The organism is Citrobacter sp. Cy070 (genome assembly GCF_030332245.1).
GTDB lineage: Bacteria > Pseudomonadota > Gammaproteobacteria > Enterobacterales > Enterobacteriaceae > Citrobacter > Citrobacter youngae.
On the sequence record NZ_JAOWIG010000088.1, the window covers coordinates 18,284 to 42,679 of the forward strand.

Annotated in this window: 30 protein-coding genes; 8 read left to right on the forward strand and 22 right to left on the reverse strand. The window is 51.7% G+C overall.

Translation table 11 applies throughout. From position 1 onward, the window contains the following. Positions 1-5: 5 nt before the first annotated feature. The 6 genes from phsB to OGY19_RS18905 all read left to right on the forward strand — a co-directional run bounded on the left by phsB (position 6) and on the right by OGY19_RS18905 (position 5,003). On the forward strand, positions 6-584 hold the full coding sequence (phsB, locus tag OGY19_RS18880; protein ID WP_005128061.1) for a thiosulfate reductase electron transport protein PhsB: 579 nt from the start codon (positions 6-8) through the stop codon (positions 582-584). Beyond that, a complete protein-coding gene (gene phsC / locus OGY19_RS18885) occupies positions 581-1,348 on the forward strand; it encodes a thiosulfate reductase cytochrome B subunit (RefSeq protein WP_115602232.1) in 768 nt (255 codons plus the stop codon). The genes phsB and phsC overlap by 4 nt, the downstream gene beginning before the upstream one ends. Positions 1,349-1,498: 150 nt before the next feature. Further along, positions 1,499-2,671 carry a serine-type D-Ala-D-Ala carboxypeptidase DacD gene (gene dacD, locus OGY19_RS18890; protein ID WP_105242165.1) on the forward strand — a complete coding sequence of 391 codons (1,173 nt, stop codon included), beginning with the start codon at positions 1,499-1,501 and terminating at the stop codon, positions 2,669-2,671. Positions 2,672-2,795: 124 nt separating this feature from the next. Continuing rightward, the gene (gene sbmC / locus OGY19_RS18895; protein ID WP_005128054.1) at positions 2,796-3,263 is read left to right on the forward strand and encodes a DNA gyrase inhibitor SbmC; all 468 of its coding nucleotides are present in this window, start codon (positions 2,796-2,798) and stop codon (positions 3,261-3,263) included. Between the two features lie 107 nt (positions 3,264-3,370). Beyond that, positions 3,371-4,429 (forward strand): FUSC family protein, encoded by a 1,059-nt coding sequence (locus OGY19_RS18900; RefSeq protein WP_048212010.1) that lies wholly within the window; start codon positions 3,371-3,373, stop codon positions 4,427-4,429. A 238-nt stretch (positions 4,430-4,667) separates the two neighbouring features. Continuing rightward, positions 4,668-5,003 carry a DUF496 family protein gene (locus OGY19_RS18905; protein ID WP_005128046.1) on the forward strand — a complete coding sequence of 112 codons (336 nt, stop codon included), beginning with the start codon at positions 4,668-4,670 and terminating at the stop codon, positions 5,001-5,003. A 39-nt stretch (positions 5,004-5,042) separates the two neighbouring features. On the opposite strand, the gene OGY19_RS18910 is transcribed toward OGY19_RS18905, so the two are convergent. From OGY19_RS18910 to pduA, 21 genes are all read right to left on the reverse strand, one after another. Then, entirely contained in the window at positions 5,043-5,909 is an 867-nt protein-coding gene (locus tag OGY19_RS18910) for a GHMP family kinase ATP-binding protein (RefSeq protein WP_101741447.1), read from the reverse strand. A 92-nt stretch (positions 5,910-6,001) separates the two neighbouring features. After that, the gene (locus OGY19_RS18915; RefSeq protein WP_115602231.1) at positions 6,002-7,216 is read right to left on the reverse strand and encodes an acetate/propionate family kinase; all 1,215 of its coding nucleotides are present in this window, start codon (positions 7,214-7,216) and stop codon (positions 6,002-6,004) included. Beyond that, positions 7,201-7,653, reverse strand: coding sequence for a propanediol utilization protein PduV (gene pduV, locus OGY19_RS18920; protein ID WP_061067705.1), 453 nt, complete (start codon positions 7,651-7,653; stop codon positions 7,201-7,203). Before pduV ends, OGY19_RS18915 begins: the two co-directional genes overlap by 16 nt. A 4-nt stretch (positions 7,654-7,657) precedes the next feature. After that, positions 7,658-8,008 (reverse strand): propanediol utilization microcompartment protein PduU, encoded by a 351-nt coding sequence (pduU, locus tag OGY19_RS18925; RefSeq protein ID WP_115602230.1) that lies wholly within the window; start codon positions 8,006-8,008, stop codon positions 7,658-7,660. After that, positions 8,008-8,562, reverse strand: a complete 555-nt coding sequence (pduT, locus tag OGY19_RS18930; RefSeq protein WP_048212005.1) for a propanediol utilization microcompartment protein PduT — start codon at positions 8,560-8,562, stop codon at positions 8,008-8,010. Before pduT ends, pduU begins: the two co-directional genes overlap by 1 nt. A gap of 2 nt (positions 8,563-8,564) precedes the next feature. Then, positions 8,565-9,920: a cobalamin reductase PduS gene (pduS, locus tag OGY19_RS18935; RefSeq protein ID WP_115602229.1), complete on the reverse strand. Its 1,356-nt coding sequence runs from the start codon at positions 9,918-9,920 to the stop codon at positions 8,565-8,567. Further along, positions 9,917-11,029: a 1-propanol dehydrogenase PduQ gene (locus OGY19_RS18940; protein ID WP_286597010.1), complete on the reverse strand. Its 1,113-nt coding sequence runs from the start codon at positions 11,027-11,029 to the stop codon at positions 9,917-9,919. Before OGY19_RS18940 ends, pduS begins: the two co-directional genes overlap by 4 nt. Before the next feature lie 10 nt (positions 11,030-11,039). Continuing rightward, complete coding sequence (pduP, locus tag OGY19_RS18945; protein ID WP_048212002.1) at positions 11,040-12,425, reverse strand: CoA-acylating propionaldehyde dehydrogenase PduP; 1,386 nt, start codon at positions 12,423-12,425, stop codon at positions 11,040-11,042. Further along, a complete protein-coding gene (gene pduO / locus OGY19_RS18950; RefSeq protein ID WP_101741442.1) occupies positions 12,422-13,429 on the reverse strand; it encodes a two-domain cob(I)yrinic acid a,c-diamide adenosyltransferase PduO in 1,008 nt (335 codons plus the stop codon). The genes pduP and pduO overlap by 4 nt, the downstream gene beginning before the upstream one ends. Positions 13,430-13,437: 8 nt before the next feature. After that, a complete protein-coding gene (locus tag OGY19_RS18955; protein ID WP_048212000.1) occupies positions 13,438-13,713 on the reverse strand; it encodes a EutN/CcmL family microcompartment protein in 276 nt (91 codons plus the stop codon). Between the two features lie 3 nt (positions 13,714-13,716). Then, positions 13,717-14,208, reverse strand: a complete 492-nt coding sequence (gene pduM / locus OGY19_RS18960) for a microcompartment protein PduM (protein ID WP_061067710.1) — start codon at positions 14,206-14,208, stop codon at positions 13,717-13,719. Continuing rightward, entirely contained in the window at positions 14,205-14,837 is a 633-nt protein-coding gene (locus OGY19_RS18965; RefSeq protein WP_048211998.1) for a phosphate propanoyltransferase, read from the reverse strand. The genes pduM and OGY19_RS18965 overlap by 4 nt, the downstream gene beginning before the upstream one ends. Continuing rightward, the gene (locus OGY19_RS18970) at positions 14,837-15,313 is read right to left on the reverse strand and encodes a BMC domain-containing protein (protein ID WP_061067712.1); all 477 of its coding nucleotides are present in this window, start codon (positions 15,311-15,313) and stop codon (positions 14,837-14,839) included. The genes OGY19_RS18965 and OGY19_RS18970 overlap by 1 nt, the downstream gene beginning before the upstream one ends. 24 nt (positions 15,314-15,337) lie before the next feature. Then, the gene (pduJ, locus tag OGY19_RS18975) at positions 15,338-15,613 is read right to left on the reverse strand and encodes a propanediol utilization microcompartment protein PduJ (RefSeq protein WP_001057752.1); all 276 of its coding nucleotides are present in this window, start codon (positions 15,611-15,613) and stop codon (positions 15,338-15,340) included. Positions 15,614-15,632: 19 nt separating this feature from the next. Further along, on the reverse strand, positions 15,633-15,983 hold the full coding sequence (locus OGY19_RS18980) for a glycerol dehydratase reactivase beta/small subunit family protein (RefSeq protein ID WP_048211996.1): 351 nt from the start codon (positions 15,981-15,983) through the stop codon (positions 15,633-15,635). Further along, a complete protein-coding gene (locus OGY19_RS18985) occupies positions 15,973-17,805 on the reverse strand; it encodes a diol dehydratase reactivase subunit alpha (protein ID WP_048211995.1) in 1,833 nt (610 codons plus the stop codon). Before OGY19_RS18985 ends, OGY19_RS18980 begins: the two co-directional genes overlap by 11 nt. Before the next feature lie 15 nt (positions 17,806-17,820). After that, a complete protein-coding gene (pduE, locus tag OGY19_RS18990; RefSeq protein WP_048211994.1) occupies positions 17,821-18,339 on the reverse strand; it encodes a propanediol dehydratase small subunit PduE in 519 nt (172 codons plus the stop codon). A 14-nt stretch (positions 18,340-18,353) separates the two neighbouring features. Continuing rightward, positions 18,354-19,028 (reverse strand): propanediol dehydratase medium subunit PduD, encoded by a 675-nt coding sequence (gene pduD / locus OGY19_RS18995; protein ID WP_115602227.1) that lies wholly within the window; start codon positions 19,026-19,028, stop codon positions 18,354-18,356. A 10-nt stretch (positions 19,029-19,038) separates the two neighbouring features. After that, the gene (pduC, locus tag OGY19_RS19000) at positions 19,039-20,703 is read right to left on the reverse strand and encodes a propanediol dehydratase large subunit PduC (RefSeq protein WP_005128020.1); all 1,665 of its coding nucleotides are present in this window, start codon (positions 20,701-20,703) and stop codon (positions 19,039-19,041) included. An 18-nt stretch (positions 20,704-20,721) separates the two neighbouring features. Further along, positions 20,722-21,534 (reverse strand): propanediol utilization microcompartment protein PduB, encoded by an 813-nt coding sequence (gene pduB, locus OGY19_RS19005; protein ID WP_005128019.1) that lies wholly within the window; start codon positions 21,532-21,534, stop codon positions 20,722-20,724. Then, entirely contained in the window at positions 21,534-21,815 is a 282-nt protein-coding gene (gene pduA, locus OGY19_RS19010) for a propanediol utilization microcompartment protein PduA (protein ID WP_003030255.1), read from the reverse strand. The genes pduB and pduA overlap by 1 nt, the downstream gene beginning before the upstream one ends. A gap of 525 nt (positions 21,816-22,340) precedes the next feature. Here pduA and pduF point away from each other — a divergent pair. Further along, positions 22,341-23,150 carry a propanediol diffusion facilitator PduF gene (pduF, locus tag OGY19_RS19015; protein WP_286597013.1) on the forward strand — a complete coding sequence of 270 codons (810 nt, stop codon included), beginning with the start codon at positions 22,341-22,343 and terminating at the stop codon, positions 23,148-23,150. Positions 23,151-23,352: 202 nt separating this feature from the next. After that, positions 23,353-24,264, forward strand: a complete 912-nt coding sequence (pocR, locus tag OGY19_RS19020; protein WP_048211991.1) for a transcriptional regulator PocR — start codon at positions 23,353-23,355, stop codon at positions 24,262-24,264. Positions 24,265-24,332: 68 nt separating this feature from the next. On the opposite strand, the gene OGY19_RS19025 is transcribed toward pocR, so the two are convergent. Continuing rightward, a partial coding sequence (locus OGY19_RS19025; protein WP_071603212.1) for an IS1 family transposase occupies positions 24,333-24,396 on the reverse strand: 64 nt, incomplete at its 5' end.

Sequence of the window (24,396 nt, forward strand, 5' to 3'; positions counted from 1 at the left end):
ACATCATGAATCAGTCAACAAATCCGTATGTCATGCTGCATGACGAGAAACGCTGTATTGGTTGTCAGGCGTGCACAGTTGCCTGCAAAGTTCTGAATGATGTGCCAGAAGGTTTTAGCCGGCTGCAGGTGCAGATCCGCTCACCGGAAAACGAACCTGAGGTGCTGTCTCACTTTCAGTTTGTCCGCGTCTCCTGCCAGCACTGCGAAGATGCGCCTTGTGTCAGCGTCTGTCCGACTGGCGCTTCGTTTCGGGACGAAAACGGCATTGTGCAGGTGGACAAGTCCCGCTGTATTGGCTGTGATTATTGCGTAGCTGCCTGTCCGTTCCATGTGCGCTACCTGAACCCACAAACAGGAATTGCAGATAAATGTAACTTTTGCGCAGACACCCGTCTGGACGCTGGACAATCGCCTGCCTGTGTTTCCGTATGCCCTACGGATGCGCTGAAGTTTGGTCGCCGTGATGACCCTGAAATTCAGCACTGGATTCTTCAAAAAGAGGTTTACCGTCAGCAGGATACGCGTAGCGGTGCGGTGAGTATTTTTCGGCGTAAAGAGATTCATCAGGAGGGAAAAGTATGAATTCTATCTGGGGAGCAGAGCTTAACTATGCGCCAGACTACTGGCCGCTGTGGCTCATTTATGCCGGCGTAGTCATTCTGTTGATGATTGCCGGTCTGGTGATGCATGCACTGCTGCGTCGAATGCTGGCACCCAAAACGGCAGCCGGAGAAGAGCACCGTGACTATCTCTACTCATTGGCTGTCCGCCGTTGGCACTGGGGAAATGCGCTGCTTTTTATCCTGCTTCTGCTCAGCGGTTTGTTCGGCCATTTTTCTATCGGACCGGTAGCGCTGATGGTGCAGGTGCACACCTGGTGTGGATTCGCATTACTGGCTTTCTGGATTGGCTTCGTCATGATCAATGCCACCAGCGGCAACGGTAGTCACTATCGTGTGCAATTCAGCGGGTTGATAACGCGTTGCCTGCTGCAAACGCGTTTTTATCTGTATGGGATAATGAAAGGTGAGGCACATCCGTTTGCGGCAACAGCGGAGAATAAATTTAACCCCCTGCAACAGTTAGCCTATCTGGCCATCATGTATTCGTTGGTTCCGCTGTTAATCATTACCGGGTTGCTCTGTCTTTACCCGCAGATTATAGGCGCCGGGCCAGTGGTGCTGGTGCTGCATATGGTGTTGGCGATTGTTGGCATTCTGTTCATTTGTGCACATATTTACCTGTGCACATTGGGTGACACACCGGGGCAAATCTTTCGCAGCATGATTGACGGCTATCACCGTCATCGCAGCCATCATGCAGAAACAGCATCACATAAAGGCTAATCCTGCGCGTATTTTGCAGGGGAAGTCCGTCTGACTTTTTTCTTTAACAGCAAGAAAATGTGCCTTATGTCACATTTTCTTGCAATTTATCCATGTTTGTTCGGCAGAACTTCCGTAAAAAGAACGGCTATTTCTCCTGGTTATGAGGACATGCTGTTGAAACGCCGTTTGTTTATTGCCGCTTCGCTATTCGCGATAAGTTTTTCGTCCGCTTATGCGACTGATGTCGCCAGTTTTGCACCTCGGCCTCCCGCCATCAATGCTGGCGCGTGGGTGCTTATGGATTACACCACGGGCCAAACCCTGACCGCCGGTAATGAACACCAGCAACGCAACCCCGCCAGTCTGACCAAGTTAATGACCGGCTATGTTGTCGATCGCGCGATTGATAGCCATCGCATTAGCCCAACGGATATCGTCACTGTCGGACGTGACGCATGGGCGAAAGATAATCCGGTGTTTGTAGGCTCATCATTAATGTTCCTGAAAGAAGGCGATCGCGTGTCAGTACGCGATTTAAGTCGCGGCTTAATTGTTGATTCCGGCAATGACGCATGCGTCGCGCTGGCGGATTACATCGCGGGTGGACAGCCACAGTTTGTCGCGATGATGAACAGTTACGTTGAGAAGCTGAAGCTTAAAGATACACATTTCGAAACGGTGCATGGGCTGGACGCGCCAGGCCAGCATAGCTCGGCCTACGATCTGGCCGTGTTGTCCCGGGCGATTATTCACGGGGAACCTGAGTTCTACCACATGTACAGTGAGAAGAGTCTTACCTGGAATGGTATCACGCAGCAAAACCGTAACGGGCTGCTGTGGGATAAAACGATGAACATCGATGGCCTGAAGACCGGGCACACATCCGGAGCAGGATTTAACCTGATCGCCTCCGCAGTTGATGGACAACGTCGCTTGATTGCCGTGGTCATGGGAGCCGAGAGCGCGAAAGGGCGCGAGGATCAGGCACGCAAACTGCTGCAGTGGGGGCAACAAAATTTTGATACGGTGCAGGTTTTGCGTAGCGGTAAGCAAGTCGGCGTCGAACGAATCTGGTATGGCGATAAAGAAAAAATTAGCCTCGGTACCGAGCAGGATTTCTGGATGGCGCTTCCTAAGGCTGAAGTCCAGAATATCAAAGCAAAATATGTTCTTGATAAGAAAGAATTGGTAGCGCCTATTGCCGCGCATCAACGCGTGGGGGAAATTGAACTCTATGACAGGGATAAGCTGGTGGCGCATTGGCCACTGGTCACCCTGGAATCGGTCAGTAAAGGCGGCGTATTTTCGCGTCTGAGCGATTACTTCCACCATAAGGTGTAATTTTTCACCCATGCTACTGACTGGCAAGAGTGCGAAACTGCTCACATAATAATCACTATTTCCTTGTGGCCGTAATATACAACAATTACACTGTATATAAATACAGTGTAATGACGGAGGTTATATGGAGTACGAGATAAAGCAGGTCGATAAACGCAGGATTGCTGGTTTTCATATGGTTGGACCGTGGGAGCAAACGGTAAAGCAGGGTTTTGAGCAGTTAGTCATGTGGGTGGATGACAAGCAGATAGTGCCGCTGGAATGGATCGCCGTTTATTACGACAACCCGGATGTTGTGCCTGCTGACAAACTGCGCTGCGATACTGTGGTTTCCGTCGCAGAGAATTTCGAGATCCCAGAGAACAGCGAAGGTGTGATACTGACTGAACTGGCCGGTGGTGAGTATGCTATTGCTGTTGCTCGTGTTGAAAATCATGACTTTGCGACGCCATGGTATCAATTTTTTAATCTTCTGCTACAGGACGCAACATACCAGATAGCCGCCAAACCCTGTTTTGAGATTTATATGAATAATGGCATGGAAGACGGTTACTGGGACATCGAAATGTATGTGCCGGTACAGCCGAAGTAGCTGTTTTTTGTGTAAATCAGGATGAAAGTCCTGGTGATAACGATGATGTTTTCACTAAAAAAGCAGGTACAATTCTGTTCTTTGCTATTCCCTGACGGAGTGGATGAGTGCGTGCCGATAAGTCGCTGAGTCCTTTTGAAATTCGTTTATATCGTCATTATCGCGTAGTGCACGGTATTCGCATTGCGCTGGCGTTTCTTCTTACTTTTCTGTTGGTTCGCCTGCTGGATATTCCTGAAGGTACGTGGCCTCTGATCACGCTGGTGGTGATTATGGGGCCTATTTCATTCTGGGGTAATGTCGTCCCAAGAGCGCTTGAACGCATTGGCGGGACGATTCTGGGCTCAGTACTTGGGCTGGTTGCTCTGCGTCTCGAACTCCTGTCACTTCCGCTTATGCTGATATGGTGCGCAGTAGCGATGTTTCTCTGCGGCTGGCTGGCCTTAGGTAAAAAACCCTATCAGGCGTTGCTGATTGGTATAACGCTTGCCGTCGTCGTCGGGGCTCCCGCGGGTGACATGAATACAGCGTTGTGGCGCGGTGGCGACGTGATTCTGGGATCGTTACTGGCGATGCTGTTTACCGGCATCTGGCCGCAGCGGGCATTTATTCACTGGCGTATTCAACTGGCGCATTGTGTAACGGGGTACAATCGGGTGTATCAGGCCGCGCTCTCCCCCAATCTGCTCGAGCAGCCCCGACTGGAGAAGCATTTACAACAACTACTGAGTGACGTTGTCAAAATGCGTGGACTCATCGTTCCTGCCAGTAAAGAGACCCACATCCAAAAATCCATCTTTGAAGCTATTCAGACGGTTAACCGCAACCTGGTGTGCATGCTTGAGCTGCAAATCAACGCGCTGTGGGCGACACGTACCAGTCACTTTGTGATGCTGAACGCGCATACCTTGCGTGAAACTCAGCTCAGAACGCAACAAGCGCTACTGACGATCACTCATGCGCTATATGAAGGTAATCCGCAGCCGATACTTGTCAATACGGAAAAGCTCAATGACACCGTGGCGGAGTTGCGCCAACTCATCGCTGAGCATAAAGGCGATAATGTTGCTGAAACACCTATTCATGGCTATGTCTGGTTGAATATGGAGATGGCACGGCAACTGGAATTGCTCTCACATTTGATTTGTCGCGCGCTGCGCAAATAAAGAGCAGATAAGGGGATTGGTTCTACTGCTGCTTCGATTCAGCAAAGATTAAGGGTATGATACTGAAAAAGGCTAAAACCATTGGTAACTACAATGGCTTTACCCTCGATAATTCAGGTTTCAGCCATGCATTATCAATGCAGATGCAACTTGAAGTATGGCGGGCATGAAAGTAATGTTGACCCACTTTAGCCGTTGTTTTAACGAATCCGAATCTCACATTATCAGGGGTGTAAAAATGGAAACTACCAAGCCTTCTTTCCAGGACGTGCTGGAATTTGTTCGTCTGTTCCGTCGTAAAAACAAACTGCAACGTGAAATCCAGGACGTTGAGAAAAAGATCCGTGACAACCAGAAACGCGTCCTGCTGCTGGACAACCTGAGCGACTACATCAAGCCGGGCATGAGCGTTGATGCTATCCAGGGTATCATCGCCAGCATGAAAAGCGACTATGAAGATCGTGTAGATGATTACATCATCAAGAATGCAGAGATCTCTAAAGAGCGTCGTGATATCTCTAAAAAGCTGAAAGCCATGGGTGAAGTGAAAAACGGCGAAGCGAAAGCAGAGTAACGTTTTATGGCAGTAGGGGGCGCTGCTAAGCGGCGACCCCTACTGTAGTTTTACCCCGCCAGTTACCATCCGCAATAAATGCTGCTCAGGCCAGTGAGTTGTCAGTTTTTTCTGTGCCAGCATCCATTTGATGTAATCAACATCATGACGTTTTCTGTCCAGCATCAGACCCACCACGCTGCCGCTGTGCGCAACATTCACCCCGTATAAATCGCACTCTTCTACCAGCGCCAATAGCGAATCGAAATCCGGTTTTGGCAACAACATTTGGCTGGCGATTGCGCTAAGCGTGGCGGCCTCCCCCATCCGATAGGGATTTTGGCTAATACAGGCTTCCTGTACTTTTTCCCATGCGCGTTTAAGCGCGGGAGCACCGGCCTGTAACCCGGGCTGGCGCGGAATGCGGTGATAATCTGCGGTACGTAATGTTTCCGGGCTTTCCAGAACCAACAGGTCAAGCTGGGGCTGCGCTTCACAGGGAATTTGCGTAGAGGCGTCGTTATGATCGAAAAGGGTTAACTGGTGGAAAACGGTGCTGTCGGTAGGTTCAAGAGAAACGCAAAGCTGTGCCAGTGTAGGTTCATCAAGCTGATGACCCAGAAAATGAGCGGTGGCAAGCGCGGTGGCGGCAATATCTGCGGTGCTACTGGCCATTCCTTTCGCAATGGGAATCGTTGACTGGATATCTATACGAATATCCTGACTGATATGCGCCGGGTAGTGCCAGTGCTGCAATAACCGGTCAACCATCGCTCGCGAGAGTGGGCGTTCATCCACTTGTGGTGAACCCGAACTGACCTCAACGGTGCTATACCATTCAACCGGGCAGGAGACCAGCTTCTCACTGCCCAGAATCCAGCCCTGGATAAGTTCCCCGCACGATGCAGGACATTGCGCAATAGCCACGTCTTCACCTTTGTGATCAGCAATCCTCGGCGCATAGTGTCATGGCGATCGCGCTATTACCATGATTTGCCGCAATTTGCGGTGCGGCAGAATTAAGCAGGAATGCCCAATGTCACAGTTTCTGATATCGCTATACGCATAACATCCTGCGCGATCATCAACTCTTCATTGGTATTTATAACGGCCACTTTGACCAGCGCAGTTTCAGTTTGAATGAAGGTTGCGTTGCGCTGATTTTTTTCATCATCAACAGCCAGACCTAAGAAATTCAGATTGTGGCAAATCGCAGCGCGTGCTCGGGCTGAGTTTTCACCAATTCCACCCGTAAATACCAAAGCATCCAGACCGCCCATCTGCATAATATAACTGCCTATTGTGGCACGAATTCGCTCTGCAAACAGCGTAAGTGCGAGTGCAGCCTGTGAGTCGCCTTCGTCTGCGGCGCGTTCAACGTCACGATAGTCTGATGAGATACCGGAAACCCCAAGTAATCCCGATTCATTGTTGAGGAGCTGGTTAAGTTGCTGCGGTGTTTTGCCTTCGCGCAGGGCAATCCACGGCAAAATTGACGGGTCAATATCTCCGCTGCGCGTACCCATCATCACGCCAGACTGTGGCGTAAAGCCCATCGAGGTATTCACCGATTTTCCGCCCTTGATAGCACAGATGCTGCTGCCATTACCAAGATGACAACATACGACGCGCAGTGCGCTGAGCGGGACGCCCAGCTTTTCAGCCAACGAGGTACTGACGTATTTGTGGCTGGTACCATGAAAACCGTAACGCCGAATTCCCAGCTCTGAGTAATAGCGCCAGGGTAGAGGATAAATAAAAGAAGGCTCAGCCAGCGTCTGATGAAAAGCAGTGTCAAAAACTGCGACGGCAGGTGCTTCGGGTAATAACTGACGAAAAACTGCGATCCCCAGCGCATTAACCGGGTTATGTAGTGGTGCCAGTTCTGCAAGACGCTCGATTTCGGCCAGTGTTTCATCGTTGACGAGGGCAGAGTCTTTAAAGGACTCACCACCATGTGCGACGCGATGACCGACGCCATCGATCTCTTCCAGACTTTTGATGATGTTCAGGCTAAGCAGTTTTTCCAGTAACAGAGTTACTGCTTCACGGTGATCGGCAACGGGTAACGTCTGCCGCCATTTCTGTACGGGTGTTTTAAGCGTGACCTGCGCGTCAGACATCCCGATACGTTCAATCAGCCCCTGGCAGATCATTTCACCCTGCGGCATCGCCAGTAACTGAAACTTAAGCGAGGAGCTCCCCGCGTTAATGGCCATTATTTTGTGAGACATGACGGTTCCTTTGCATTCAGAAAAATGAACATCTCATCGACCCCGGTATTCTCCAGCGCGCTGGTGACAAACACGTTCTGCGCCCCAGCCTGCACCAACCAGCTTTCTATGAGTGAAATCTTCTGAGGGTTAGCTAAATCGGCTTTGGTGACGAGGCCGATAACAGGTCTGTTCATTGGACCCGTAAAACCTGGAGAAAAAGGTGACCATGGGGCGTCGGCATTCAGTACCAGAGCGATAATGTCGGCTTCACAAGCGCTGGCCAGTAACGCACTGTACAGGCAGCGGTTCTCAAGATATTCACCCGGTGTGTCTATTGTCGTTGGCGACCAGACAATCGCCTGAGTTTTCTGGTAATGAAGTGCTTCTCCACGCAAACATTGTGTGAGCGATGTTTTACCGCACTGGCTGGGGCCAATTAGCATGATGCGTTTCATGTGGTTACGTCCGGGTAATAGGGCATGCAGTAAAACGCATCATTTCGCCAAGCGTTCTGGTTACCTGTTTCAGCGCGTACTCAACGGCGGAAACATCGCCCGTCAGTACCACTGCACCGGTAAAACGATCGAGAAAACCAATCTCTACCGCCCCGGACTTTGTGGCGATATCACAGGCGATAATTGAGGCTTCACTGGGCGTAATGGTTAAAATACCAATGGCCGAGACTGAATCCTGCAACCCCAGTTTTTTGAATAAATCCTTACCTGGATTAGCAATAAGGTGCGCCAGCGTGACCTGCTTGCCGGGTACGTATTCCTGGATCATGCGATCCGTCGGCGGTTGTCTTTCCATTATCCTTCCACCATTTGTCGCCACATGCTTTCATGTGGGCGAGGGATGACCGAGCGATAAACCAGCAGACCTTTTTCACCCGCGCTTTCGCTGGCAACCGTCACGGCGTTATTCACATCAGACACGTCGCCTGCGACAACCATGTAGCACTTGCCGCCTATACCAAATGCCATATGGACGCGTACCAGCGTGACGTTGGAGGCTTTAACCGCACGGTCGGCGGCGCAGATGCAGGCCGCAACGCTCCATGTTTCAACAATGCCTACGGCCTGGCGCTGATCCACGCTGTTTAATCCACTAATCGCAGGAAGTACGCTGGCGTGAATGTTAGGCAGTACCAGACTGTCAACGAGCATATCGCCAGCAAGAGAGGTGCCGGTGGCGATCGCCTGCTGAACTGCACCTACGTCACCGCCGAGCATGAGCAGAAATTTTCCCGGGCAGATGGTTTTGCTTACCAGCAAATTCACATTCGCGCTTTTTAACATGGCATCACCAGCTTCCATTCCTTTGGCAATGCTGGTGAGTTCTAAAATCCCTATAGCCTGAGACATGATTAACCTCTTATTACCGTGATGGATTGTTCAGTAATTTCGCTGACAATACCGTCAATACTGGCGTGGACAGGTGCGCCTAATGTTCCGGACGGCACATCGGCGACGCATTGACCGCGAACAACGCGTTCGCCTTGCTGTACGCATGGAATGGCGCTGGCACCAATATGCTGGCGTAGCAACAGCGTCGTTTTATCTGTGGGATAATCAGTCTCAGCCAGTGGCGCGTCGTGATACCAGTCGTTAAGACCCAGTTTGGTGATAAGGCGCTTAACCGGGATCAGCCGGTACTTGGCCATTTCATCCTCAGGATTTAGCGGCCCTTCATATCGATGGTTGAGCGCCCGCAGCTCGCGCTTAAGCATGCGGTTGATGCGCATCGGTGAAATCCCTACCGGACAAGCCACACTTTCACAGACATTGCATTCTGAACAGGTCAGGGCCGTGAGCAGCAACTGCGGCGTGGCTGCCTGCTGATAATTAACCGCGCGAACCAGCAGGTGCGGTGATAACTCGTGGCCAATCAAGTGCCTTGGGCATAAGTCCGTACACAAACGGCACTGTTCGCAAACGGTTTTCGCGACGGAAAGCACAGTACGTTCATCCTGCATCCGCCGCTGAATCAACGCATGAGACTTAGGCAAAACCAGCAGGCCTCCGGTGGTCTTGCTCACAGGGGTATCCAGAGAGGTAATCAGGCCGCCCATCATCGGACCACCGTTAATAAAGCCGGGGTCATCAACGGTTGCGCCTCCGGCCAGTGCCAAAACGTCGCGTAAAGACATGCCGACGGGGACGGTGAGGGTGATTGGTCTGGCGACCGCACCGTTGACGGTCAGAGTACGACGGGTAACGGGGTACTGTTGTTCTACCGCTCTGGCGATGTTGAGCACGGTCTGGACGTTATTGACCACCACGCCGACGCTGACTGGCAGCGCAGCAGGTGGAACTCTCCGGCCTGTTGCCATCCAGATGGTCAGCACCTCATCACCAGCCGGATAAACATCGGGTAAAATATGTAAGCGGATGCCGGCAGGCAGAAGGGGCGTTAACGCACTGATAGCCTTCTGGTATTTCTCTTTGAGCGCAATAATACCGTCACTGGCGCCGGTAGCCGTCATGGCATATTGAACGCCGCGGATAAGTCGCTCAGCCTGGACGGCCATCAATTGCTGGTCAACTTTCAGCATCGGCTCGCATTCTGCGGCGTTCACCAGAAACGTATCAACCTGCGCCTGGAGTTTAACGTGTGCAGGAAATCCCGCACCACCGGCCCCAACCACGCCTGCTGCACGCACGCGATCGCGTATCATTTGTGCGTCATAAAGAACATGTTCTGCCGTCATGGCTGTCTTCATAATAATTCCTCAAGCAGTTTCTGAATGGCACTGGCATCGGCTACGCGGGGATTGGTTTGCAACGTGACATCAGCAAGCGCGGCCTGAACCATCGACGGTATACGTTGCGACCAGGTATGCTTCTCGTCTTTCAGTGCATCAATAAATGCAGGCAATGCGCACTGTTTTTTGAGTAGTTCGATATGATGAATCAGCGTATTCAGCGCCGCCGTATCGTTCGCGTTATCCGGGCATAAGTGGCAGGCTTTAGCGAAACGGGCATAGCGCTTTGCGGCCCGGGGATCGCGGGCATTAAAATGAATGACATGGGTCAGCAGCAGCGCATTGGCGAGTCCGTGGGGCAGATGAAACTGGCCGCCCAACTGATGGGCAATCGCATGATTGATACCCAGTCCAGCCTGACTAAATGCCATTCCGGCGAGCGTTGACGCGTTGTGCATTTTTCCTCTGGTTGCCAGGCAGTCGCCTTTACTGACGGCGACAGGCAGGTACTGGAAGACGATTTGTGCCGCTTTCTCAGCCAGTGCGTCGGTAAAGTCGCTGGCCTTCGTAGACACGTAAGCTTCCAGCGCGTGCGTTAACACATCCATGCCGGTATTCGCAGTGATGGCTGGCGGTACGCTGACGACCAGCGTCGGATCGAGGATGGCCATGTCCGGGTAAAGCGCATTATTGAATAATGGATACTTAATGCTTTTGTCCGGATCGCTAATCACGCAGGCGCTGGTCACCTCCGATCCCGTACCGCTGGTGGTAGGGATCGCGACACAGGTTTCAATTTCGATACCGAACTGTCGGCTAAACCAGACGATGGCTTTTGCGGCGTCAAGTGCGGAGCCACCGCCGAAACCAATCACCACATCCGGTTGCAGGGATTGCATTTGTGCAATCCCTTGAACTACCGTACCAATGGTTGGATCGGGTGTGATATCACTGAAAATGCTGATGCGATTATCCGCGGGCAGCGTATTTCGCAGCTTTTCAATCAAGGGAGAACGCGCGAGAAAACCATCGCAGATAACCCAGATGTGCTTATTTTTGAAGCGCTTGAGCACATCCAGACTTCCCTGGCCGCTGTACAATCGAGTTTGCAGTGAAAAGATTTTCATAACGGCCCCATTAGCGAATAGAAAAACCGTTGGTGAGCACACAACGACGAGAGCGTGCGAAAGTTCGCGCTGACGTTGTGCCTTCACCGGTTGGAGTAGCGATAGTAAAGGTGGTAAAGCCTTCACCGCCGACACCAATACCGGCGTAAGAGGGGCCATTTTTCACAAAGATTGAGGTCTGAAGGGTGCGGGCGGCAAGATTCAGACGTGACACGTTTTGTGAATGCATGATGGCAGTGTGATGCAGTCCCTCTTCAACTTTCAGTGCCAACGCCAGTGCACTGTCAAAATCCTTTACGCTCACGATGGGCAGCATTGGCATCAACTGTTCGCTGGTGACCCATGGATCGTCAGCATTGACGATGCCAATCAACAGGCGAGGTGTTTTTGCCGGAACCGGTATGTCCGCAGCTTCAAGCAGGGCTGCTGGACTCTTTCCAACCAGTTTTTTATTGGCTATGCCTTCAGGCAGACAGGCGGCGCGCAGTTTGTTGATGTCTTCGTTGTGCAGAAGTAACGCGCCAAAAGACTGCATTTGTTGGACCAGTCGTTCAGCAACAGCATCGACAACAATCAGGCTTTTCTCAGCAATACAGGGCAGGTTGTAATCAAACGATGCACCGTTGATGATATCTTCAGCTGCTTTAACCAGGTCGGCAGTTTCATCAACAATACAGGGCGGATTTCCTGCACCTGCGCCAATGACTTTTTTCCCGCTTTTCATACCCATAGCAACAATGCCAGGGCCGCCGGTAATCGCCAGAACTGCGATTTTAGGGTGTGCCATCATCTGCTGGGTAGCCTCAAAAGTGGGTTCTGTGACCGTGACGACAAGATTCCGGATCCCGCAGCAGCGGAAGGCAATATCTTCAATCATGGCAATCAGTTTCAGTGATACTGCTTTTGCGCCAGGGTGCGGGCTAAAATAAACGCTGTTTCCCGCGGCCAGCATACTGATGCTGTTATTGATGATGGTTTCCGTCGGGTTGGTACTTGGCGCAACGGAGCCAATCACCCCAAATGGAGAGTACTCAAATAACACCATGCCACCGTCACCGGTTAGCGCCGTGGTAGTGAGGTCTTCGATTCCCGGGGTGTTGTCCAGCGCGGCTTTGTTTTTGAGGAATTTATCCTCTTTGTTGCCCATTCCGGTTTCGGCAGCGCTCTCGGCGGCCAGTGAAGCCAGGTGAGGCGTCAGTTCTTCTCGCAGGGCATTGATGATGGCGCTGCGGGTTTTCAATGGACATTGCTGATAACGCAGAAAAGCCTGATACGCGGCATCAATTGCTTCGTTAACGGAAGGAAAAATTCCATTACCCTTAACTTCTGCTTTTGCCGGGGCGAGTTGTTCACTCAAAATGTTACGAATAAGCGTTTCAAGTTCTGAAGTATTCATTGATGTGTTCTCACGTTAATCGCCGCAATGGCCGTTTCTGCAATGTCCATATCCTGCTCAACGCTTCCCCCGCTGATGCCAAGACCCCCAAGGAGTAAACCCTCTCGCCATAATGCGTACCCGCCACCGAAGGTGACGACTTTTCCCTGCATATGGCTTTCCAGACCGTAAAGCGCGGCCCCTGGTTGCACCGCTGATGTCAGCTCGTGCGTGGCGGTTTTCATCGCCACGGCGGTCCAGGCTTTTTTCGGTGCCAGTTCGCTACTGACGAGCAATGCGTCAGGCATGCGCCAGGTCACCGTTTGAGTTCCGTTCGCATCAACAATGCAAATGACGACCGGAACCTGAATTTCTTCTGCTCTCGCCACCGCCGCGCGAGTCAGTTGGTGGAGCTCCTGAAAAGACAGTGACATAGTCGGCTCCTGGGTGGCTGATGTGCGGATGGCTGCGAGATAGCGCTCCGTCACTTTCTGAATAATGTGGTTTTGATGAGCATCATGATCTTCTGCGCGTGCAAGCGCATATAAGCAATCGGACAGGCGATTGATGTAACGCATCAATACATGTCTGACGGAGATCTCTGTGGAGAGTTCGACCAGTCGCCGCTCTGCGCGGCGAGCCAGTGTGCGGGCGAAGTGTAGTCGGCTGGCGGCTTCGCTGCGGCCTGGTAAAATAAAGCTGCGTAGGGGCGGTACTCTCCCCATCGCGGTATCGATGGCGGCTTCCAGTGCAGCAATTTCTTCTGAGCTGATGTAGCGCTGTTCTGGCGTTGGCTGTTCGCTTTCGCTTGCCAGTTCGGCGCTGAACCAAAAAAGCTGCAGCTGAATATTTTCAAGCAACTGGCGGTGCTGCGGGTTTTTCGCCGCGCAAACGCACAGGCTAAGCGCTGCATTAAGCTCATCCAGCGTACCATAAGCCTCGACGCGCGGATGCGTTTTACTCACGCGTTGTCCGGTAAAGAGAGCTGTTGTACCGGCATCGCCCGTTCGGGTATAAATCGCCATAGTTCCTCCTAACGAGAAAGCGTGTCGACAATGCCGACGATAGCCAGGTCGATGGCCTCATTCGGGCCGGAAAAAACGTGTCTGGCGCTGGATCCACTGCTGAGTAACACCAGTTCGCCCGTTCCTGCACCGACTGAGTCAACCGCGACTTCATCTCCGGTAGCGGGGGAGGCGGGGAGCTCTCCGTCAGCACTCACCCGACGTACCAGCAAGAGTTTTTTTCCCACCAGTGATGGGGATTTTTGCGTGGAAACCACAACGCCTGTAACCCGGGCCAAATGCATAGCTCACTCCTGCTTAATTAGTTGGACATTTCGCGTACCGACAGCTTCCTGAGCCAGAGCCGTCACGACACATCGACGGCGTAGTACCAGTACACCATCCTTCAATTGGGCGACGTCGGCGTAGCTGAGAAGCGTTTCAGGATGCAGCACGATGATTCGTCCCAACTCGTCACTGAACTCCAGCGGCAGACGCGCGAGCTTTTTCACGGGGAGTGCCGGTAGCAGCCGATGCTGTAGAGAGATTTTTACGCGAAGCCCGCATGCCAGCGCCTCGTGGATTGTTACCACTGCGACACTGGACGGACTGCAATCTGCAATTTTTTCCAGTAAAGGCAGGTCTGCCTGAAGGAGGTGCAGTGACGAGTACTGACAACATAATGTCCGGGAATCAATTTCCCGTAACTGTGCGACGCTCAGCGTGATGGTACTTTCCGCGCGTTTTTTTAATCGGGAAACAACCTCCTCGATAATGCGTTGCAGCAGTTCGTTGTTCATCGTGAGGTCACCAGTGTGGCAAATGCCTGCGGATTATCAGCGCCTGCTGCATTGGCTTCGTCTGTATCGATATGCATCTCAAGGCGCATATCCGGCGAAACACGTACGGCGACGTTATCGAAAATCAGTCGGCGTTCATCGCCATTGATTGCCACGGAGACTTTATCTCCATGAGAGACACGCAGTATCAGCGCATCCAGCGGCGACATATGGATATGTCGCTGGGCAACAATAACCCCGGAGGGTAACTCCAGTTCAGCAAAGGGGCTGATAAGACGAATGCCAGGCGTACCCTGAATATTGCCGGACATGCGCAGCGGCGCAGCGATACCTAATGTGCGGGCGTCGGTACGAGATATCTCCACCTGGCTAGTACTACGCAGTGGACCAAGCAGACGCACATTCTTTAACTGACCTTTCGGTCCGACCAGCGTGACGGTCTGATCTGCGGCATATTGTCCGGGCTGCAACAGACCCTTTTTCTCGCTAATCGGCTGATTAGGAAACAGGCGAGTGTAGTCCTCGGCGCAAAGGTGGATGTGGCGATTCGAAATCCCGAGAGGGATAGGGCGTTCACGCATTTCATCCAGTATTTTACTGACCGTTGTTTCCAGTTGCTGTTTATCCATTACGCTTCACCTCGTTTACCAGAGTGCAGACAAAGAGTGCGCGGCTCGCCCTTTTGACGGGGACAGGCAGGGTCAAGACACAGATTGCAGCTAATCAACTCTGCCTGTTGCGCGGCTTCAGGTAATGCAATTTCTGTAGCCATCTCTTCTTGCTCTTGCGATAGATAAGGTATCGGTTCTGGCGCTGGTGCTGGCTCTGGCTGCACGGGCACACTGTGGGAAAGAATGCCTTCTCCGGGCCTGGAAATGACCCTGTGCGCGACCAGTCCATTTCGCAATTCTGCTAAATTAGCACCGGTGGATATAGCCGCCTGAACGGAGGCCACATCCCCGATTATCTTGATCACCGTCCAGCCTGAGCCGTTGGTTTTTTCGAGGCCCACCAGCGTGATGGAGGCGGCTTTCGCCATGACGTCCGCGCAACTGATGGCTAATGCCAGACCACTAACTTCAAGTAATCCCAGTGATTGCTTCACGCTGTGCTCCTTGTTTGCAACGACTTATGCAGATTTAGGTAAAATGGCTTCAACGTCGCTATGCGGACGCGGGATAACGTGGCAGGATTTCACCTCGCCAACGGCGCTTGCTGCTGCGCTTCCTGCATCTACCGCTGCTTTTACGGCGCCGACATCCCCGCGGACCATCACGGTGATCAGGCCTGAACCAATTTTTTCGTAACCAACCAACTGCACGTTTGCGGATTTCACCATGGCATCAGCGGCTTCAATAGCGCCGACAAGCCCTTTTGTTTCAACCAGTCCCAGTGCGTTATTCATACTGCTTTTCTCCTGTGGATTATGAGTGGCATTCGCGGAACGGAATGCCTTTAACCAGCCGCGCAGCGTTATTGCCAATGCTGCGGCGATCATGGCTATTTTGTTGATACGTCAGCGTAAAAAGTGGCGCTGATGTAGGTAAGTTTTTGTAGTGCACGACCAGTTTTTCATGACTGCAGCCAATGCCAACCAGCAATGGTGATTGGCAGGCAGCCAGCCATGCATTGTGGATAACGTCAGTTGAATGGCTCTCCTGAATCACAAAGGGGATCCCTTCTTCCTCAATACCCAGCAGCACGTCATTCCAGACTTCAGCGCAGCCGGTAGTAGTGAAGATAACAATGGCTGGCGTGGTGAGATTACTTTCCATGAGCGAATGCCTTGTACCAGGAGAGAATCAACCCTGTGGCAACCGCATTGCGCGGACCTTCGGTGCCACGAATGTTGCCGCGCCCGGCAACGAGGCGATAATGAGCCAGTGCATCGGTGACCAGTTGCGGAACTTCGAAGTCCAGCGAGGAACCGCCAACCAGCACGACAAAAGGAATGTCCCGAATATTCCCGGTCGGACTTACCTGACGCAGCGCTCTGAGCGCGTTGGTGACGAAAACGCGCTCCTTGGCGCTGCGGCGAATGGCGCGAACTTTCTCCAGCGCCAGTTCGCCGGGCAGTGGCACCAGTTCATCGGGTTTCACCACGCACACGCGGGCAAACACCGTTGGCGGGAGCGGGGTGGGGAAGAACTGGACGCTGCCGTCTTCGTGGCGAAGATGGAACAAGCTTTCAACTTTCGCCAGCGGGTATTTTTTAATTTCTTCAGCGAGATAACGATCATCCAGCCCCAGTTCTCGGGCAATGATCATTGTGACCATATCGCCGGCCCCTGCCAGATGCGTGGCAATAATTTCGCCTTTCGGGTTGATGATAGAGGCGTCAGTAGATCCGGCCCCAAGATCCAGAATAGCCAGTGGACGTGTAGTACCCGGTGTGGTTAAGGCACCCAGAATAGCGGCTTCGGCTTCAGCACCACCAACCTGCACATCAATGTTGAGTTTTTGCGTTATTTCCTGGGCAATCATCGCCATTTGCAGGCGATCTGATTTCACCATAGAAGCAATACCAACGGCCTGTTCCAACGAAAACTCGCCGGCAAGTCCCCCGGTCACGCTGACTGGGACTGAAGTATCAACTGCCAACAGATCCTGAATAAAGATTTCATGACTGGGTTTGTTGGTTAATTCAGCCATTGTCTGGCGTACGTGCTCCAGCATGCCACCAATATTGGTTCCCGCCTCTCCGGTGACGTTATCCAGTTTCGGGCATTCGCCAACCGCTTTCATAATCGCGTCGGCACCTGCCGCGACGTCGACGCGTACGGTTCGTCCTTGCGATTGCAGTTCCAGGTTTCCGGCAGGTATTGCACGAGCTTTCACATCACCTGACGGCGTTTTCACCACTACCGCAGAACGGTTGCCAATCAGTGCGCGGGCCATGGGGACAATGTTCTTGGTCTCCTCTGCGCTAAGGCTAAAGACAGTCGCGATTCCGTACGGGTTGGAAAGGGTTTCGATAACCTTGCCTGGAACAGCGACCTCAATAGCGGCCAGCATACCCAACGGGATGCGGTCGATATGAAGCACTTCATCGACGATGGGCAGGGGATGAGTCAGACGATTGCTGACCAACACGCCATCGTCCTGCTGCAAAATAACGCCAGTTAACTGGTACCCGGCGCGGACGGAGGCATTTATCATCGTGGCGACATCGGCGAAATCAAATGCTGATGACACTACCAGAATATAGGGCGTATCCGCCGGACGACTGAGCAGGTCTTCCGGCGTAATCGTGATGCCGACGCCTAACCCGACGCCGCCTGGCGTTTTAGGGTTATGACCGATCATAGTGGACTCAGTGATGATGGTTTCGGTGATCGTTTCCATCGCCACGTCGCCAATGACCGGAGTGGCTTCGTTAATACGGATGAGCGCAATATCGCTGACATTGATTCCGGCGTTTTTAGCCGCCAGCGTAAGCGCCTCCTGAATGCCAAACACATTACGCAATGTGCCCTTAATCCCGGTGGTTTCCGCCAGCGCACTGCTGGTGATGCTCAGTGCGCCAGACTCATCCAGGGTAGCCAGAGCGACTTCCGTGGATGAGTTGCCTATGTCAATGCCAGCTATATATCGCATGATCCTGTCCCTGAGTTAGTCGTCGCCTTTGAGTTTTTTACGCTCAACGTACAGCGCTGCCGCTTCACGAACGAAAGCTGCGCAGATCTTTGCCTGATAACGATTTTCGAGATCGTCGGCGATGGCCATCAGCTCGTCTTTCGTTGAGCGGTACGGGCGCAGCGCGTTGTAGATCTCAAGAATACGGTCGTCAGGTACGGCGGTTAGCTCAGCGGCGCGCTCGAAGTTCATCGCCAGCCTGTCACGTCCGGCATCCTTGGCGATTTCCGCCTGGAGGCGCAGCGTTTCAGGGGTGATGCGCATGTCTTGCGCCGTCACTTTGTTGCTCAGAACATTTTCGAGCGTGAAGTCATCCAGGGTTTTGTTGGTTGCGGTTTTTACCCACTCAGGATGTTTATTCGCGAGAGGGTAGTCCGAGACTTTCGCGGTATGAGCTGATGAACTCGCCGTGGTCGGAGTTGCGGACTCTCCCTGCAGGCTGTTCATCCGGCTCAGCACATCCCGAACCATCGATTCAATTGCGTCGGTATTCATGGAGTTATCCTTTATCAAAGCGCCACGCGCAGTTCCTGCGGGTTTTTGCCCGTCACGACGTATTTGGTCTCTTTAATGTGCAGAATGGCTGATTTCGCCTGGTACTTAGGACGAGCCATCTGGTCATTCAGCGTAGGGACCGGTTGCGGAGATTCACGCTTGGCATAACGCGCGGCGTTTTTACCGATCTGACGGTAGGTTTCCAGCGTCAGAAGCGGTGCCTGAGGGAACAGCTCCAGGTTAGAAAGCGGCGGTAATCCCTGCTGATGAATAACCGTGGTGCCTTTTGACTGGATGCCGATAGAGATCCCGGAGCCACTCAGGCGGTTACCTTCCACGGCAACAAACGCCACATCAGAGGATTTAAAGCAGCGGATAACGCGCGCTTTAATGCCTTCTTCTTCAATACCGGCAATCACTTCGCGTAAGATATTTTTGTGTGGTATACCGACGATATTGACGGTTTGCGACAGACCAAACGCTGGCCCTACGGCAATAATCACTTCATCCTGCTGCTGGCCCTGTTTGGCTTCGCCAATCTCAGTCAGAAAACTGTCGCCTTGTACCGCTGCAGCCTTTGGTGCGCTAGCCGCTGTCGTTGAGCGGAATGAGACAGGTTTGTCGCTGGTTTGCATTTCAGACAGTACGTCTTCAATTATCCGGCGCAGCAGCTTTTCATTGATTTCCATTTTTCACCCCTTAGCCAAGTTCGTTGGGATCAAGTGCGCCAGGGATGTTTTTGATCTCTTCCCAGCGTTCGCCTTGCAGGCGATAACCTGTTGCCGGACCGGCATAGTCATTGACGTCATTTACTGCGGACAGCACCTGTCCGTCGCCAACGATAATGGCGGAGGTATGCAGATAATCCCCGGTTAACTTGGCTTTCTGGATGTTGAGCATGTCCTGAGCGACATCGGTAAACCCGCCCTGAGCAAGAGCTTTCACCACTTCCAGACCGTTACGGTTTTTATTGATGATCTCTTGCGCAAATTTGATGTCTTCAACGATGTTACGCTCTGGCATATCTTTTGAACCGTGGGCGTAGGTCGCGGCCTCGACTTCTTCGTCGGTGATTGGCGGTAATCCCATCCCGGCGAATACGGCCTGCAGTGCGCGAGCTGCTTTATTGCGAATGGCGATAACGTCTTCTTCTCGCACCGGACGCAGACCACCGTCGACTTTCAGATCGCGCTGGATGACGTTGTAATCGTCAAAATCTTCGGCATCCTCGTTGGAACCGGCGAACATGTTGTCGTAGTTCGGAACAGCGGAATAACCAGATGAAATGAAATCTGTACCCGGCAAGAATTGCATCAGCAGACGAGCAGTACGACGCATATCGGAGTGGGTAAAGGTCTGGTCATTACTGGAGGCACACTCCAGATCCAGTGACGAGCAGATCAGGTTTTCTGCCAGCACCGCGCGAATACCCGATGGCACGGCTGAAGGTACGCCAATGCAACTTACTGAACCGTTTTGCAAACCCTGAACGCCAGCTGCCTTGGTGATGTAAATGCAGCGCGCTTCCAGATAAAGCATCGATTTGCCTTCGGCGTAGCCCATCTGAACTTCTGAACCGGAGCCAGACGTGAAGCGCATTTTCAGGCCGCGTGAAGCGTAAGAAGAGGCCAGAAAACCTTTTGACCATGGCGTATCGTCGCCGTCGGTAAAGACGGGTTCAGTACCGTAGACGGAGATCGTTTCCGCATAACAGGTATGACCTAACATACCGAGTTTCAGCTCGGTGGCTTCTTCCAGAGAACACTGAGTTAACACACCTGGGCGTCCAACCTGCGAACCTACCAGCAGTGCAATCGCGTTAAACGGCGCGTAACGTGCAACAGCAACGGTCGTTTCCTGCTCATCAAAGCCACGCCAGGCACCCTCTGCAGCATCGGCGGCAATCTGTACCGGGTTATCTTTGACGTTAGTCACGTGCGCTTGTTGAGATGGGGTACGGCGGGCACGCATTTTCTGCATGGCCATCATCATCTCAACGACGTTCATGTGTGAAACCACTTCCACAATTTTCGCTGGCGTCATTGCCGTGGTCAGAGGAACAATGTCCATACGCTTGACGTTGGGGTCGCAAAGCATATTGGCGAGTTTAACCGAGTCCATCGCCATCACCTCTTCAGCGCGAGCCAGGTTAATGCCGTAGCGCGCGATGAAGTGGTCAATCAGATCAAATTCACTGGCGGATTTGCCGTCCAGTTCAGTGACCATCCCGTTGACGATTTTAATCGACGGCTTAGGGTCGTTCGGGCTTTCCATCGCAATGAAGCCTTCTTCGATCCACTCCTTAACGAAGCCGTCCTGATTCACAGGGCGTTTCGCCAGTGCTTCAAATCTTTTCGATCTCATGAATCAGCCTCACTGATATCAGATATAGGACGGACGGTCGTTTTTGGGTTCTGAGCCGAGGGTCGCCAGCACGGTTTTACCGATTTCACGGGCTGAGATAACAGCCTGACGCACGGCCCCTGAGTCACCGGAAATGACCAAAATGGCTTCGTTGCTGAAACTGGTGCCATGGGCGGGGGAGCTGTAGGCCACCACTTCAACATTGGCGGATTTCAGCGCCGTATCGGCCATCAGGACACCTACGGATGCGGGTGCGCCGACGATGACGCCACAGGCACGACCAATCGGTGCGCCAAAGGCTTTTTCCAGCGCGTAGCTGGCGCGTGCGGTGTATTGCATCTCGATGTGACCGGCTTCGTTGGCATAAACGTCGCCAAAGGTGCGATCCAGCTCTTTCAGCGCAACTTCAATCCCGCGCTTCACGTCAGAAACGTCATTACCGCCGAGAATTATTAGCGAACCATGACCAGCGCCGCCTTTGGTATCACGCGGCAACTCGATGCTGACGACTTCAGTATTTGTGGCTTTCACCGCTTCATCAGCAGCCATGATGTGTGGACCCGCACCAGTACGTGCGCCAAGGATGCCAATGGAGCGATAACGCTTTTCAAGTTTCATCGCGTCCAGTAAGGCGCTATCTACGTTGGCGATCACCAGACCGACGGTGTCGCCAATCGCAGTACCGACAAATTCCGTTAAACTGCAGCTCTTCTCTGCCATAGCCGTTTCTCGTGTTGGAGGATTATTTTCAGGGATAGCCTGCTGTTCCGGCGTCGCCACGCGAGCAATCACCTGCGCCATGATCTGTTCAACCAGCTCATTGCTGCTCATTAGCTAATTCCCTTCGGTAAGATTTTTTCGACATCGGTATGAGGACGTGGAATGACGTGTACGGCTTTCACTTCTCCCACGTTACGGGCCGCGGCGGCACCGGCATCTGTTGCTGCTTTAACCGCGCCGACATCACCGCGGACAATGACTGTTACCAGTCCCGAACCAATTTTTTCGTAGCCGACCAGCATTACATTGGCTGACTTCACCATTGCATCTGCGGCCTCTATGGCTGCAGTTAAGCCTTTGGTTTCTACCATTCCTAACGCTTCTTGTTGCATAAAGACCTCGCCTGGGTTGTCCCGATTTTCATGACTATAAAAAGAAGCGAGGAAAAAGAATGGCTGACTTGAATGTATGAGAGAAAAAATAGTGAGGAACTGGTGATATAAAATTGCTGTTAATTATTTTATTGTGTTGTTTTTATTGATCATTTTTAGATTTGTTGATGTGATTATTTGGTTATGTTAATTCCATATTTACACTTTTGAACGTGACAGGCAAAATATCATTTGCTATGCGGGGAAAATGAATTTGTGACGGTTATCTGAAAACAAGATTATGCTATTGGCAATATTTTATTATTTCTAAAATGTACAAATAATAGAGAAATTCCCCGTCATCTGGCTTTGTTTAATAAAAGTGATGGCAAGAATTTGCTATCGCAACACGATTTTTAAAGTCATACCGCCCGCAGATTGCCAACAATTTGCCGACATGGCTTTTTATAGTAAGCCTCGAAGTATTCTACTTGCCAGCAAGGAGTCCGCTGGTAAAGACACGAACTCTGCTTAGAAGGTGTCACAATGAACGATTTACTAAAAGCGCAATGCATTGCCGAGTTTTTGGGTACCGGGTTGTTTTTGTTTTTTGGCATTGGATGCCTGAGCGCCCTGAAAGTAGCCGGTGCCAGTTTAGGGTTATGGGAGATCTGCATTATATGGGGACTGGGGATCTCTCTGGCAGTTTATCTGACAGCAGGGATCTCAGGTGCACATCTCAATCCCGCTATCACCATCGCACTGTGGTTGTTTGCCTGTTTTCCAGGTCGTAAAGTGTTGCCGTACTCCATTGCTCAGGTGGCTGGTGCCTTTGGTGGCGCTCTGCTCGCCTATTTGTTGTATGGCAGTTTGTTTATCGAGTATGAAACCGCCCACCACATGGTGCGGGGTAGCCTCGAAAGTTTGCAGCTTGCCAGCATATTTAGCACTTATCCTGCCGCTGCACTCAGCGTCTGGCAGGCTGCACTGGTGGAAGTTGTGATTACCTCCATTCTGATGGGGATGATCATGGCGCTCACCGATGATGGCAATGGGATTCCCCGGGGGCCGTTGGCACCACTACTGATCGGTATTCTGGTTGCCGTTCTTGGGGCATCGACCGGACCGCTTACCGGATTCGCCATGAATCCGGCTCGTGATTTTGGGCCAAAATTGTTCGCATGGATGGCGGGTTGGGGGGATGTCGCGATGACTGGGGGGCGTGATATTCCTTACTTTATTGTCCCGATCGTGGCACCTATCATTGGCGCTTGTGCGGGGGCAGCAATTTATCGTTACTTTATTGGCAAAAACTTACCGTGTAATAGCTGTAAGCTGGAGGAAAATGAGCGTTAGCTTCACGGAAAATGTTTATTTTTGAAATGTAATAACTGTTTTCGTGATCAGGTTTCCTGAACCGCTTAAAAAGTCTCCCAAGAATGGGAGACTTTTGTTATGTTCGAATACGCCTTTTATCATTGCTCTGGATAGCGAGATGAAAAGCAGATGTAAATAATGTGTTTTATTTATAACAATAAATTAACTGAGAGGTTTTATCATGATTTCTGCGAGTGCCCTGAACTCAGAACTCATTAATAAAATCGCACAGGATTTTGCGCAGGCCACCAGTCTGGCTGTTGTGGTTGTCAATATTCACGGTGATGAAATTTCTGAGCTTTTTAATTTCACTCCTTTTTGCCAGTTGATGCGCCAGCATCCTCAGCATAGTACACGATGTCGTATGAGCGATCGCTGTGGGGGACTGGAAGCTTCAAAATCCGATCAACCCTGCATTTATCGCTGCCATGCCGGACTTACCGACTTCTCCATTCCGCTGGTCATTGCGGGACATCTGGTCGGGTTTGTCTTATGTGGTCAGGTGCGCCTAAGCAATGACGTGGGGCTGGTGGATATTCTGAACGTGGACGACCGTTGGCAAGCCGATCCCGAACTGGTGAGTGAATTTCGTAATGTACCGGAAATGGACTATTCGCGGGTTATTGCTTCCGCGGATTTGCTAAAGCTCATTGTAGAAAATTGTCTTAAAAAACAACTGAATTTCGTCGTAATCAAAGACAATCCGCAGCAGTCAGAACCGGTACGCGCTAACCGCAGTACCAATCCGCATGACAGTAAAATGAAAAAAGCCCTGCGCTATATTGATGCGCATTTATCAGACGAGCTGCGTCTGGAAGATGTTGCCTCTCATGTTTATCTCAGTCCTTACTATTTCAGCAAATTGTTCAAAAAATATCAGGGGATAGGGTTTAACGCATGGGTAAATCAACAGCGAATGGCAAGTGCCAAAGAGTTGCTTTGTCATAGCGACTGGAGCATCGCCAGTATTGCGCGAAATTTAGGCTTTTCACAAACCAGTTATTTTTGCAAAGTATTCCGTCAAACGTACCAGGTTACGCCGCAGGCTTTCCGTCAGCAAATAAATGTCACCTCATCTGAAGAGACAGCTTAAATAGCAATAATTTGCTATTGCCGATTTTTGATATCGTACGCTATGTCAGTCATGGTAATGACTCCAACTTATTGATAGTGTTTTATGTTCAGATAATGCCCGATGACTTTGTCATGCAGCTCCACCGATTTT